The sequence below is a fragment of the Patescibacteria group bacterium genome, assembly GCA_018896215.1.
Lineage (GTDB): Bacteria > Patescibacteriota > WWE3 > 0-14-0-20-40-13 > 0-14-0-20-40-13 > JAHINB01.
The window spans coordinates 1-11994 of sequence record JAHINB010000002.1 but is presented as its reverse complement, the minus strand read 5'-3'; the positions used below and the strand labels follow the sequence as shown (position 1 = coordinate 11994).

Below are 11994 nucleotides of genomic sequence, written 5' to 3'. Positions count from 1 at the left end.
TGGTTTAGCTGTAATCATTTTTAGCGTCCTCATCCTTGGTTTGCTCGGCGTGAATGTCTTTGGCCTCCCAGGATTCTCTTGGACCGGCAATGTTCTTACTACTCCGCAATGATCAGAGAACAATATGTATTCTTCTTGACTTCGGAAAATTTTTATGTATACTAGAAAAGTATACATCGTTTGCGCATGACTAAAAACCAAACCTTCGAAAAACCAACCAAGTTTGAATGGGACGAGGGAAACTCTACCAAGAGCTATTTAAAACACAAGGTTACGCAATGTGAATGTGAAGAAATATTTAGTAATAGGCTGGTAATTTCTAAAGATAAAGATCATTCGAGAAAAGAAGAGCGCTTTCTGGCATTGGGAGAAACCAATAATAAGCTAAGGTTAATGATGGCATATACTATTAGAAACAAAAAAATTCGGGTTATTTCTGCAAGACCCGCAAACAGAAAAGAAAGGAGCCTCTATGAAAAAAGTATTTAAAGCGATACCAGAATTTAAATCGGAAAAAGAAGAAAGGGATTTTTGGTTAACACACGATTCTACAGAGTATGTTGACTGGAGCAAGGCGGTAAGAGCGGAATTCCCTAATTTAAAACCGTCTTCAAAGACAATTAATATTCGCATTCCAGAAAATCTTTTAAACGAGATTAAAATCCAAGCCAACAAAATGGATGTGCCCTATCAAAGTTACATTAAATTTGTTCTTATTAAAAATCACAAACCTGCTTACGCAGAAAAGGTAATGGTAGCTTAATTAGTAGCAAAGAGCACCATCACCGCCGCGCTTACTGGCTTAGCCGTGATCATTTTTGATGACTTTATCTCTATTATCATATAAAATACCAACCACGGCGGGGTAGCTCAGTTGGTTAGAGCGAGGGAATCATAACCCCTAGGTCGTGAGTTCGATCCTCACCCCCGCTACCACGTAAAAATCTTGTCGGGGGAGACTAGAGTTTTACAGTGGAACGTTTGTGCCAAAGGCACATTACATTCCCGTGTGATGTTTTTCGACAAGATTTAACATGGCACAGCCATTTAATAATTGAGTTTAATGGAAGATCCGCCATAACTATTTTTTAAAATTAATAAATTCTTCTGGGTTAGATCTTACATCACTTAGAATTTTTCTAATTAATCTTGGGTTTATGTCTTTTGATGGGTGTACAGGAACAACTGTAGTTCTGCCGTCAGTGGAACAGAAAAACTTGTGGCTTCCTTTTTGTCGTATTTCAAAAACACCTTTGCTGTTAAGGAATTTAATTAATTCTCTAGATTTACACGGTGAGAGTTTTGACATGGCGGGTTTTTCTATATGAAACAGGAACAGTTGCAATCCCCAAAAATCTCATAGATGTACCACGAAAGAAGTCGATCGATTCTCTGTACCATGGAAGTTCTTGGGCGACTTCTAAACAAAGTTCGATAGCTTCTTGAATGTTTATTAAAGCTTCTTCGTAGGTTTTTCCTTGGCTGTGACACCCAGGAATTGCTGGGGCAGAGGCTACAAAATAGCCCATCTCGTCTTGTTCAATTATGGTTCTAAAGTTTAGTATTTCCATAAGTTTATTATAACAACATTCGTCCTCTGGATTCAATAATTGAGTTTAATAGCGGAACGGACAGCCTCTAGTGTTTTTTGGGCTTCGGCGCGAGTTTTGGTAGTTCCCGCCCTTAATATTTCTTCGACCTCGTCTTTATGATTTTCAAAGTAGCTTCTTCTTTCCCTCATCGGATCCAAAAAAGTATTGAGCGCCTTGGCTAGTTTTTGCTTAACTTCCACATCCCCAACAGTTCCCTTTTGGTATCTCTCTTTTAGCTCTGTGACTTCTTCTTTATTGGGATTAAACGCTTCATGATAAATAAACACCGGATTACCTTCTACCTTCCCTGGGTCGCTAGCGTGGATACGAGAAGGGTCGGTATACGTTTTGGATACCTTTTCCTCTACTGTCTTGGAGTCATCGGACAGATAAATGCAATTGTCTAAACTTTTTCCCATCTTGGGATTGCCGTCGGTTCCCACAAGTTTTGCCACCCTCCCAACTAGCGGTTTTGGCACAACCAGAGTATCTCCGTAGAGCTGATTAAATTTTTGAGCGATGTCACGAGTAACTTCTACATGAGGAAGCTGATCCGCCCCAACAGGAACAAGATCCGCCCCAACGCACAAAATATCGGCAACCTGATACAAAGGATAGTTGATGAACCCCAAAGAATAGTTTTCTCCCAAACCTTTTTGGACAATCTCGTCTTTGATGGTTGGGTTTCTTAAGGCTTTGTTGTGAGAAATGAGCATGCTAAATATTGATGCTAGTTCGTAAATTTCGGGGATTTGCGATTCCACAAAAATATTGGCTATTTTTGGGTCAATTCCTACAGCTAAATTGTCTAAAGCCACATCCATCACAGCATCGCGAATTTCTTGAGGCTTATCAGCTTTAGTGGTAAAGGCATGTAAATCGGCGATGATAATGTAAGTTTCGTATTCGTTTTGCAGTTTAACTCTGTTTTCTAAAGTTCCAACAAAGTGGCCCAGATGAAGTTTTCCAGTTGGTGTGTCGCCGGTTAATATTCTTTGCATATACAGGATAATACCACTATCCCACTTAATAAAGCTAGTTTTTTAGTGTATACTGGCAAGGTCATGCCAAAAACACCATTGATTCAAAAAAATCCGAGTCCTCTAAACAAATCTCCCAGAAAAATCAATCTAGGAAGAATTTTGCTGACCCTGCTTTTTTTGTGGATGTTTGTTTTTCCCTTATTCAATTTAGCTCTTCCCGGAGAAAACATTGTGGATGCCGAAAAGCGCCCGATTTCGGACACTCTCGCCCAAATAAAAAACGGCGATGTGGTAAAGATCATTGTAGAAGGAGATAAAGTCCAATCCCAATTAAAAGATGGCAATTGGCTCGAAAGCAAAAAAGAAGCTGGAAGCGATTTTATCAAAACCCTCAACGACAACGACATCGATCCGACAAAAGTTGCCAATGGAATTGAGTTTAAGGTAGGTTTTGATTGGATTAATTTTTTAGCCAATATTGCCCCAATTGCTTTATCCGTTTTATTCTTCTATTTTTTCTTTAAACAAACCCGTATGGCAGCGGGCGATATGTTAGGCTTTGGCAAAACTCGCGCCAAGCTTTTTAAAAAGGATCCCAAGGTTACCAATGGGATAACTTTTAAAGATGTAGCAGGTGGTGAGGAAGTTAAAAAAGAACTCACCGAAATTGTCGACTTTTTAAAACACCCCGAAAAATATCGCAAACTAGGAGCCCGCATCCCCAAAGGAGTTCTACTGATTGGTCCGTCTGGTGTGGGAAAAACTCTTATGGCAAGAGCACTGGCTGGCGAGGCTGGCGCGCCCTTTTATTCGGTGGCGGGTTCCGAGTTTATGGAAATGCTCGTTGGGGTTGGCAGTGCTCGAGTTCGCGACTTGTTTGGCATGGCAAAAGTTACCCAGCCCAGCGTGATTTTTATTGACGAAATAGATGCTATTGGCAGGCAACGAGGGATGGGAATTGGCGGAGGGCATGACGAACGGGAACAAACTTTAAATCAAATTCTAGTCGAGATGGATGGGTTTGATCCTCGTACCACAGTTGTAGTACTTGCCGCAACTAACCGCCCTGATATGCTGGATCCCGCTCTGGTTCGCCCTGGCAGGTTTGATCGTAAAATTTATTTAAGCCTGCCCGATGTCACAGAACGAGAAGAAATTTTTAAAATTCACATGCAAGGAAAACCTTTTGCCTCTGATGTCTCCGCCAAAGATTTGGCAAAGCAAACTGTTGGCCTAAGTGGCGCAGATATTGAAAACATGCTGAATGAGGCGGCAATTTTAGCTGCCCGAAATAACAAAACAGCGATTGAAAAAACCGATTTAAGAGAAGCGGGAACAAAAGTCAAGCTGGGACCAGAGCGCAAGCGCTTGCAAAATGATGACGAAAAAAATATTACCGCCTATCACGAGGCGGGGCACGCTGTTGTTGCCAGTAGTCTGCCTAATATGGATCCTGTGGAAAGAGTTTCGATTGTGGCGAGAACCATGACTTTGGGACATACCGAAATTTCGCAAAAGTTCGAGCGGAGCAACGAAACCAAAACCAGGCTTTTAGAGTTTATTACCATGGCGCTAGGAGGACGAGCGTCCGAAGAATTGGTTTTTAAAGATCAGACTATTGGGGCTGGAAATGATATAGAAAAAGCTACAGAAATTGCCAAAAGAATGGTCACAGAATTTGGCATGAGTGCTCTTGGTCCGATCAATTTCGAATCTTCCGAAGGGGGTATTTGGCTGGCAAAACAAATGGGAAAACCTACAGGATACAGCCAAGCATGGGCGACCAAAATAGATCAGGAGGTGCAAAATATCATTGAAGATTGCTACAAAAGAGCCAGAGACATTGTGACAAAAAAACGAGCGCTGCTTGATGCTGTGGTCGTCGAGCTTCTTAAAAAAGAAACGCTAGAGCGCGAAGAATACAAAAAAATCCTTGACACTTAATACCTCCCATGGTCAAATAAAACCCATCAATTACCCCTATGCCCAACAAAATAGCTTCAACAATTAAGAAAATTAAAAAACGCAGTGGTGCTGTAGTTTCCTTTAGCCCCAGCAAAATAGAAAAAGCGGTTTCCAGCGCCTTCAAAGCTTCAGGTAATTTAGATAAAGACAAAATACGCCTAGTGCTAAAAAAAGTCTTAATGGAGCTGGAAGAGCGCTTTAATAGAACCATTATCCCCGAGGTAGAACAGGTGCAAGATGTGATTGAACACACCTTAATTAAGCTGGGACACGACGAAGTTCACAAGGCTTTTGTTTTGTACCGCGAACTCCACAAAAAACTACGCAATATAAGTAGCCTTGTTGACAGCGATGAGCTAATCGAAAAATATTTAAGCCATGCCGACTGGCGCGTTAAAGAAAACGCCAACATGACTTACTCTTTGCAGGGGCTAAACAACCATGTGGCAAGCATGATCTCTTCTAATTACTGGCTTAATAAAATCTATACTCGCGAGATTCGCAAAGCCCACATCGCCGGAGATATTCATATTCACGATTTACCTTCTCTTTCGCCCTACTGCACAGGATGGGATTTAAAAGATTTTTCAATTCGCGGGTTTGGCGGCGTTCCAGGAAAAGTTAATAGCAAACCACCCAAACACTTTGGCACGGCTTTGGGACAACTGGTAAACTTTTTTTATACTATTCAGGGAGAGGTGGCAGGAGCCGTGGCTATCTCTAATTTTGATACCTACCTTGCCCCCTTTATCCGTTTTGACGCATTGGACTATCCTCAAGTTAAACAAGCTTTGCAGGAATTTGTCTTTAACATGAATGTGCCAACTAGAGTTGGCTTTCAGACCCCTTTTACCAATGTTTCGTTGGACTTATCCCCTTCTAAAGCTGTCGGAGAAGAAGCGGTAATTATTGGGGGGATTGCCACAAACTATAAGTATCAGGAATTTCAAACGGAAATGGATTTATTTAATAAAGCCTTTGCCGAAATCATGATGGAGGGCGACGCCCAGGGTCGAGTTTTTACTTTTCCTATTCCCACTTATTCCCTTTCAAAAGATTTTAATTGGGACAATCCAAATTTGGAACCCATCTGGGAAATGACCCGAAAATACGGTATTCCCTACTTTGCCAATTATGTTAATTCCGATATGTCGCCGGATGATGCCCGAAGCATGTGTTGCCGATTACGACTGGATAATAGGGAGTTAAGAAAGCGCGGAGGCCTTTTTTCGGCAAACCCTCTAACAGGATCTGTCGGTGTTGTTACAATCAACCTCCCCCGAATTGGCCACCTTGCCAAAAAGGACTCCAAAACACAAGGCGTAGCAAAGAGAAAATTCTTTTCTTTGCTGGGAAATTTAATGGACATCTCCCGCGATTCCCTAATTATCAAACGCGAGGCGGTAGAGGATTACACTCTAAGAGGTCTTTATCCTTACTGCAAGTTTTATCTCTCGGATATTTTTGATCGCAATGGCATTTATTGGAGAAACCACTTTAACACTATTGGCATTAACGGCATGAATGAGGCCATGGTTAATTTGCTTGAAAAACCAATCTCCGACCCCGAGGCAAAAACATTTGCTTTGGAAGTGATGGATTATCTGCGCGAAAAAATTTTAATTTATCAAAAAGAAACTGACGAAATGTTTAATTTAGAGGCAACTCCCGCCGAAAGCACAGCTTACAGGTTTGCGAAACTAGATAAGGCACTCTACCCCGATATCATTGTAGCCAATGAGGAGGAGTATCAAGCTGGAGCCCCTCCCTTTTACACCAATTCCAGCCATCTGCCGGTGGATTACACCAATGATGTTTTTGAAGCTTTGGATCACCAAGACGAGCTGCAATGCAAATATAATGGCGGGACAGTCTTGCACTGCTTTTTGGGAGAAAGCTTGCCTGACACCCAAAGTGTTAAAAATCTAGCCCGCAAAGTGGCGCAAAATTATAAACTGCCTTATTTCTCAATAACGCCAACATTTTCCATTTGCCCCAAACATGGGTACTTAAAAGGAGAATGGGAATTCTGCCCAACTTGTGATGAAGAAATTGGATATGCTCAAGATGAGGAGGTGAAAGAACATGGAAGCAGTAAAAAAAGATAGTTGCTGTGAGAGTGACAAAGACTGCTGTCGCACCCGCTGTGAAGTATTCTCCAGAATTGTGGGGTATTTGCGTCCGGTGATGCAATGGAATAATGGCAAAGTCGCCGAATTTGCTAAAAGAGTTACATACAAAGTCTAAAAGTGATTATTGGAGGATTGCAAAAAACCACGCTTGTTGACTATCCGAGCAAAGTCGCTTGTGCGGTTTTTTTGGTCGGGTGCAATTTTTCTTGTCCTTTCTGCCACAACCGCGATTTAGTTACCAAAGAGCTTTTTATTAAATCCAAAATAAAGCCTATTACTCAAAACGAATTCTTTGAGTTTCTGACCAAACGAAAGGGGATACTTGATGGGGTTTGTATCAGCGGAGGCGAGCCCACTTTAAATTTAGAATTGCCTCAATTTATTGACAAAATAAAAGCCTTGGGGTTTTTAGTTAAACTTGATAGCAACGGATCCCATCCTGTAATATTGAGAGATTTAATCTCCAAGAAAAAGATTGACTTCGTAGCGATGGATATTAAAGGACCTTTTAAGGATTACCAAAAAATCTCAGGCAGGTTTGCCGATATTGGAGAAGTTACAAAATCCTTAAAAATATTGTTTGATTCTGGATTGCCATTTGAGTTAAGAACCACAGTCGTCCCCACAATTCACAATGCCAAATCGGTTGAGCAAATGGTAAAAGATGTTTTAGGACTTGCTGATAAATGCGGTTACAAAAAGGAGAAAATCGTCTGGTTTTTGCAAAATTTTAGACCCGCAAACTGCCTTGATCAAAATTTTAATAACTACTTGCCCTTCTCGTTGTCCCAGATGGACGAGCTTTTAACAGCGGGTCAAACCCTCCTCCCCCAAATGCAAATTAGAGACTAACATTTCTGCAGTCAAATTAAATTTGTACTATTAGCGCCCTAGATTAGGGTGTCTCCCATTTAGGGTGTCACCCTGAAATACCCTTAAATCCGGTTTCGTATTTCGAATTTATCCCCAGCAGTGTTAAAATGCTATCAATTCAGGGGTTTTTTGTTTTACATATGATTGTTTTTATTGACGAATCAGGCGATCCTGGTTTTAAAATAATAAAAGGCTCAAGTACCCATTTTGTTATAGCTTTAGTTATTTTTGATGAAGAACTAGAGGCGGAAGAAACAGCTTTAAAAATTAAAAAGCTAAAAAAGTTATTAAATAAATCAGACAAATTTGAATTTAAATTCAGCAAATGCGATCGTCGTCACAGAGAACTTTTTCTAAAAGAGATAAAAGATTGTAATTTTAGAATTAGGGCTATTGTTTTTGATAAAGAATCGCTTTACAGTCGCCATTTAAGAAATAACAAAGAGGGTTTTTATAACTTTTCGTTAAGACAGGTTTTAGAGCATAATAACAGTTCCATTAAAAATGCCAAGATAAGAATTGACGGAAGTGGAGAGAAATTGTTTCGTCAACGATTGTCAGTGTATCTTAGGCAATATTTAAATTCTCAGACCAAAAAAGTAATGAAAAATCTGCGTTTTAGGAATTCTGTAGACGATGTTTTAATCCAAATGGCGGATATGGTTGCAGGAAGTATAAAGCGGTATTACGACAAAAATACTAATGATTGGGATATCTACCGTAAGATAATTAAAAGCAAAGAAGAGGATGTTTGGGAATTTAAATAGTTCGACCCAGCTCCTATCTCGATGATTACCGAGAACGCGCACCATACGGTGACAATTCGGACACTGGGTCTTTGTAGGAACATTCTACCACAAAACCCCCATTAAAAGTCAAGCAAATTTAAAAATGTTGGTTCGGCAACCCCAAACTCTTCCACTTCGGAGGTGGAAAAAATTAGGAAATAAAAATGACTCTGATTCTTACTGCTTTATGCAAAAATGGAATATGTGTTTGCGCTGATAAAATGGAGAAAACAAAGCACAAAAATGGAACTGTTGTCCTTCGAGACGACTTGTATAAAATACACAAATTTCGTAACTTTCCCCTTGTAATCTACAACCACGGAGTTAATAAATTTGGAGAAAAATCGTGGAAAACTCTTTGTTCAGATTATGAGGCTTCCAATCGGTGGGATTATAAAAATTTAGAGCAAATAAGTGAAGATTTTAGAGGCTTTGTAAATATGGATGTAGGTTCTCAACTTATTTCTAATCTTAATAATTTTCATAAAGATGAAGATTTGAGAATGTCCTTTTTTAATTTAAGTTGTAAAAACACACAAAAGAACAGGTACGAGATGTTAGAACTTTGTTGGTCTATTGATTCAGGTGGGGTACATTTCAAGAGCGATTTACACAGAGGATTTATTAGGTCTGGTGATGGTAAAAAATACTTGGAAGAGTACATCAAGTCAAAAAACGAAATAGGCTCCCTTAATTATTGGGAAGGTATGAATATTAGACAAGCAAAGGACATTCTCACAAGATCGTTTTTTATTGCCGTCAACGAAAAAAATCTGTCAGGTGGAAATGAATTTTCTGATAATTTTGACATTGAGTGCATTTTGGGTTGAAGTCTTATGAAAAATCATATAAGTGTATTTTATGGGCAGGAAAAAGCTATCAACGAAAAGTTTTTTCTACTTTGTAGAGAGGAATGTAAGTTGCTTACTCGATTATTGGAACACAAAGAGAATCTTATTCAACAGCTAGGCGGTAAAATAAAAGATACAGATACTCCTGATTATTCAATAGAATTGATGCTTTCGTACAACCTCTCCCTTTTTAATTCCTCCCTAACTAATTTATCTAATGGCTACTTGGGGGTTTCTCAAATAATCCTTAGGGTTGCACTTGAAAATACATGCTTGGCAATGTATTTTTATGAGTTTCCTGACGATGAAAAAAAATACCGTAAGAATAGAAAATCTTTTAGTTGTAAGTTAAAAACTCTTGGTTATGGCTATTGGATAGAGGGGTGGCTCAAACGAATTGATAAGGAGGGAACAAAGTTCACCAAATTAAAAGGAGAGAAGGGGGTTTGGTATCAACGCATATTCAATAATATGGTTGAAGAAGCCAATCTATTCGTCCATGTAGATGTTGATTTTATTTATAGCTTAGTTTTTATGAAATCCGATAAAGAAAAATCGCAATATGCTCTTGGACCAAATTGGTCAAGCGATTTACTGGTTAAGAATGCGCTATGGAAAATAATAGAAGCGTGCCTTTACGACTGTGCTGTTTTAGACAGAGTGTTTAAAAAGCATTTAGCAATCATAGATATGAATTTATTCGAAAAAGTTTGTGATCTACTTAATGAATGGAAGAAGTATTATAATTCTCAAACGAAGAAACTTAATGACCAAAGATCTATCAAAGACAAAGTTGCTAACCCTTCCACTTCGGTCGAATCAAACGCGATTAGTAAAAAGGTGGAAGGAATTGTAAGGAGGCGATAAAATATGAAAATAGAGAAGAAAGTTTGGCCAAAGTATTTTCAAGCGATTATAGAAGGCAGGAAAAATTATGAGCTGCGGCTGGCGGATTGGAAATGCAATGAAGGAGATACTCTAATCCTTAAAGAATGGGATCCAAAAACAAAAGATTATACAGGCAGAGAAATAACAAAAAAAGTAAAATATGTGGCTAAATTTAAAATAGATAATCTTTTCTGGTCAAAGGAAGATATTGAAAAACACGGTCTTCAAATAATTTCATTGGAATAGCTCTTAACAATGGGGGGGGCTTTAACCCTTGAAAATTTTAGGGAGTCTCCTTTTTAGGGTGACACCCTAAAAGGGTGTCACCCTTAAACAAGAAATCCAAAAACTTCATAGGGGTTAGTCCCCTTTTCTAAAAACATCTTTAAAAATTGACCTCAACCGCCTTTGGATGGAGTGGAATGTCGAAGTGGAGGTGGGGAATATGTCCACTCCCATCCTCACCCTTATGATGTTCAACAAGGCAATGGAGGGCGCGCCGCTGTTTGTTCTCTTTTTTGACCTAACACTCACTCGCGCGCGTTAGGTAGCTCTGCCCAGAACGCCCCGGAAGCAACAAGCAACAAGCTGAAGTTTAGCTTGCTGTTCCTGGGGCGGTTTTGTTTTTAGGTTGGTTTAAAGCTTAGGATTAATGTAAGTAATAAGAAAAAGCATATATTAAATGATATTAAAGATACCAACGAAATAAATAAAACGGGGTGGGAGCCAAAATGCAAATTGCCCTGCCATTTTTTGCCTAAATGACGAAGAATGATAAGTCCCACCACTTGACCGAAAAGGTAACCAATAAAACTAATAGAAACCGCGGAAAACACCCGTCCAACTTGGTCCAGATCCTCTGCTGGACCGAAAGTGTGTTTCATTATATCTAAATATAAATACCCAAAAGCCCAAAACAAACTATAACCAAAAACTAAAAACAAACCCCAACCAAGAAAAAAGAGTTTTTTGGAATAGTCGTAATCGCGCAAGCTGGATTCGGACTGTCGTTTGCGTCTTAAGTTGTAAAGTTTTTCGTCGGCGATTCCCATAAAGAAAACCCTTTCCGGGAGACTCCCTAAAAACAAAATTCACATGCCTGCCAAAGGCAGGCAGATCTTTAAGGGAGTCTCCCGAAAGATAAGGGGTCCGTCCCCCTTGTTCCTAAACACCTTCTAAAATCTCAAGAACCTTTTGATGGATCTCGGGTTGTTCTATTAAATCACGATGCTGCCATTTCCAATAGTCCATAGGTGTCGGAAATTCCAATTCAGCGGCAACACTAGAATTTCCAATGTCAATTTTTACATTTACATCAACATCGGAATCAAAAGAGTACGACTCTTCGTTTATATTTGGAATATCGCTTGCAGAATCTGCGGTAAGTAAAGTATCTCCAATAGAAGTCTTTCCTCCAAGCTGTACTCCAAAAAGATTTTGTTTGACAGTCCCACTTATGTCCCCATAGAGAGTACTATAGCTAACATTTGTAGCGTATCTATTGGCAACTCTTTCCATAAAAGACGAATCTGGCTTGAGCTGTTCAAGCGCCGCGGCCGTTGCATTTATTGGTTGTCCATTGTCTGCTGACCATGCAAAATAGGCATTTGCAGCTTGATTAGAAATTGCTCCAGCAGGCCAGGGGATTTTTTGAGATTGAGCATAAGCCCAACTTCCCTTGTTGGGAGAGGCGATGATGATAGCGTTGGCAATGTGGTGGGGGCGATCATCCTCCTCCGTCTCCATACTCCTCACCATCTGCGCTAAATATTCTCGAATAATCTGACCTCCTAGAGAGAATCCAACAATGTCCACTTGTCCATCTCCTCCAGCATCTAAACTTTCTTTTGCTAACCTCGCCACATCTTCCTGCAGACCTTTTGCTATTTGTCTTATGTCTCCTTGGTAGTTGTAGTTGCCAT

13 protein-coding genes, 1 tRNA gene and 1 pseudogene are annotated in these 11994 nt (G+C 39.7%); 10 read left to right on the top strand and 5 right to left on the bottom strand.

Annotation, left to right across the window (positions count from 1 at the left end; translation table 11 throughout):
- Positions 1-186: 186 nt before the first annotated feature.
- From KKF75_00195 to KKF75_00185, 3 genes are all read left to right on the top strand, one after another.
- On the top strand, positions 187-489 hold the full coding sequence (locus KKF75_00195) for a BrnT family toxin (protein MBU4380630.1): 303 nt from the start codon (positions 187-189) through the stop codon (positions 487-489).
- The gene (locus KKF75_00190; GenBank protein MBU4380629.1) at positions 473-763 is read left to right on the top strand and encodes a BrnA antitoxin family protein; all 291 of its coding nucleotides are present in this window, start codon (positions 473-475) and stop codon (positions 761-763) included. The genes KKF75_00195 and KKF75_00190 overlap by 17 nt, the downstream gene beginning before the upstream one ends.
- A 96-nt stretch (positions 764-859) precedes the next feature.
- A tRNA-Met gene (locus KKF75_00185) sits at positions 860-936 on the top strand.
- A gap of 145 nt (positions 937-1081) precedes the next feature.
- Here KKF75_00185 and KKF75_00180 read toward each other — a convergent pair.
- Genes KKF75_00180 through trpS form a run of 3 tightly spaced genes read right to left on the bottom strand, consistent with a single transcriptional unit; the run spans position 1082 to position 2593 of the window.
- On the bottom strand, positions 1082-1309 hold the full coding sequence (locus KKF75_00180; GenBank protein MBU4380628.1) for a type II toxin-antitoxin system HicA family toxin: 228 nt from the start codon (positions 1307-1309) through the stop codon (positions 1082-1084).
- Positions 1287-1571: a type II toxin-antitoxin system HicB family antitoxin gene (locus KKF75_00175; GenBank protein MBU4380627.1), complete on the bottom strand. Its 285-nt coding sequence runs from the start codon at positions 1569-1571 to the stop codon at positions 1287-1289. The genes KKF75_00180 and KKF75_00175 overlap by 23 nt, the downstream gene beginning before the upstream one ends.
- A 32-nt stretch (positions 1572-1603) precedes the next feature.
- Positions 1604-2593 carry a tryptophan--tRNA ligase gene (trpS, locus tag KKF75_00170; protein ID MBU4380626.1) on the bottom strand — a complete coding sequence of 330 codons (990 nt, stop codon included), beginning with the start codon at positions 2591-2593 and terminating at the stop codon, positions 1604-1606.
- A 63-nt stretch (positions 2594-2656) separates the two neighbouring features.
- Here trpS and ftsH point away from each other — a divergent pair, with 63 nt between their 5' ends.
- The 7 genes and pseudogenes from ftsH to KKF75_00135 all read left to right on the top strand — a co-directional run bounded on the left by ftsH (position 2657) and on the right by KKF75_00135 (position 10318).
- Positions 2657-4519 carry an ATP-dependent zinc metalloprotease FtsH gene (ftsH, locus tag KKF75_00165; protein MBU4380625.1) on the top strand — a complete coding sequence of 621 codons (1863 nt, stop codon included), beginning with the start codon at positions 2657-2659 and terminating at the stop codon, positions 4517-4519.
- Between the two features lie 38 nt (positions 4520-4557).
- Positions 4558-6787, top strand: a pseudogene (locus KKF75_00160) (ribonucleoside triphosphate reductase).
- Between the two features lie 2 nt (positions 6788-6789).
- On the top strand, positions 6790-7524 hold the full coding sequence (locus tag KKF75_00155) for an anaerobic ribonucleoside-triphosphate reductase activating protein (protein ID MBU4380624.1): 735 nt from the start codon (positions 6790-6792) through the stop codon (positions 7522-7524).
- Between the two features lie 161 nt (positions 7525-7685).
- Complete coding sequence (locus tag KKF75_00150) at positions 7686-8312, top strand: DUF3800 domain-containing protein (GenBank protein ID MBU4380623.1); 627 nt, start codon at positions 7686-7688, stop codon at positions 8310-8312.
- Between the two features lie 242 nt (positions 8313-8554).
- Positions 8555-9163 carry a hypothetical protein gene (locus KKF75_00145; protein MBU4380622.1) on the top strand — a complete coding sequence of 203 codons (609 nt, stop codon included), beginning with the start codon at positions 8555-8557 and terminating at the stop codon, positions 9161-9163.
- 6 nt (positions 9164-9169) lie between these two features.
- The gene (locus KKF75_00140; protein MBU4380621.1) at positions 9170-10051 is read left to right on the top strand and encodes a hypothetical protein; all 882 of its coding nucleotides are present in this window, start codon (positions 9170-9172) and stop codon (positions 10049-10051) included.
- A 3-nt stretch (positions 10052-10054) separates the two neighbouring features.
- Positions 10055-10318: a DUF3850 domain-containing protein gene (locus tag KKF75_00135; protein MBU4380620.1), complete on the top strand. Its 264-nt coding sequence runs from the start codon at positions 10055-10057 to the stop codon at positions 10316-10318.
- A 380-nt stretch (positions 10319-10698) separates the two neighbouring features.
- Here the strand turns inward: KKF75_00135 and KKF75_00130 are convergent, their stop codons facing one another.
- Positions 10699-11124: a hypothetical protein gene (locus tag KKF75_00130; protein MBU4380619.1), complete on the bottom strand. Its 426-nt coding sequence runs from the start codon at positions 11122-11124 to the stop codon at positions 10699-10701.
- A gap of 112 nt (positions 11125-11236) precedes the next feature.
- Positions 11237-11994 (bottom strand): alpha/beta hydrolase (locus tag KKF75_00125; GenBank protein MBU4380618.1); only part of this gene is annotated, 758 nt, incomplete at its 5' end.

Excerpts from the sequence above, each read along its gene's own strand:
- KKF75_00195 (MBU4380630.1), top strand. The coding sequence starts at position 187 with ATGACTAAAAACCAAACCTTCGAAAAACCAACCAAGTTTGAATGGGAC.
- KKF75_00130 (MBU4380619.1), bottom strand. The coding sequence starts at position 11,124 with ATGGGAATCGCCGACGAAAAACTTTACAACTTAAGACGCAAACGACAG.
- trpS (MBU4380626.1), bottom strand. The coding sequence starts at position 2,593 with ATGCAAAGAATATTAACCGGCGACACACCAACTGGAAAACTTCATCTG.
- KKF75_00150 (MBU4380623.1), top strand. The coding sequence starts at position 7,686 with ATGATTGTTTTTATTGACGAATCAGGCGATCCTGGTTTTAAAATAATA.
- KKF75_00180 (MBU4380628.1), bottom strand. The coding sequence starts at position 1,309 with ATGTCAAAACTCTCACCGTGTAAATCTAGAGAATTAATTAAATTCCTT.
- KKF75_00140 (MBU4380621.1), top strand. The coding sequence starts at position 9,170 with ATGAAAAATCATATAAGTGTATTTTATGGGCAGGAAAAAGCTATCAAC.
- KKF75_00190 (MBU4380629.1), top strand. The coding sequence starts at position 473 with ATGAAAAAAGTATTTAAAGCGATACCAGAATTTAAATCGGAAAAAGAA.
- ftsH (MBU4380625.1), top strand. The coding sequence starts at position 2,657 with ATGCCAAAAACACCATTGATTCAAAAAAATCCGAGTCCTCTAAACAAA.
- KKF75_00175 (MBU4380627.1), bottom strand. The coding sequence starts at position 1,571 with ATGGAAATACTAAACTTTAGAACCATAATTGAACAAGACGAGATGGGC.
- KKF75_00145 (MBU4380622.1), top strand. The coding sequence starts at position 8,555 with ATGGAGAAAACAAAGCACAAAAATGGAACTGTTGTCCTTCGAGACGAC.
- KKF75_00135 (MBU4380620.1), top strand. The coding sequence starts at position 10,055 with ATGAAAATAGAGAAGAAAGTTTGGCCAAAGTATTTTCAAGCGATTATA.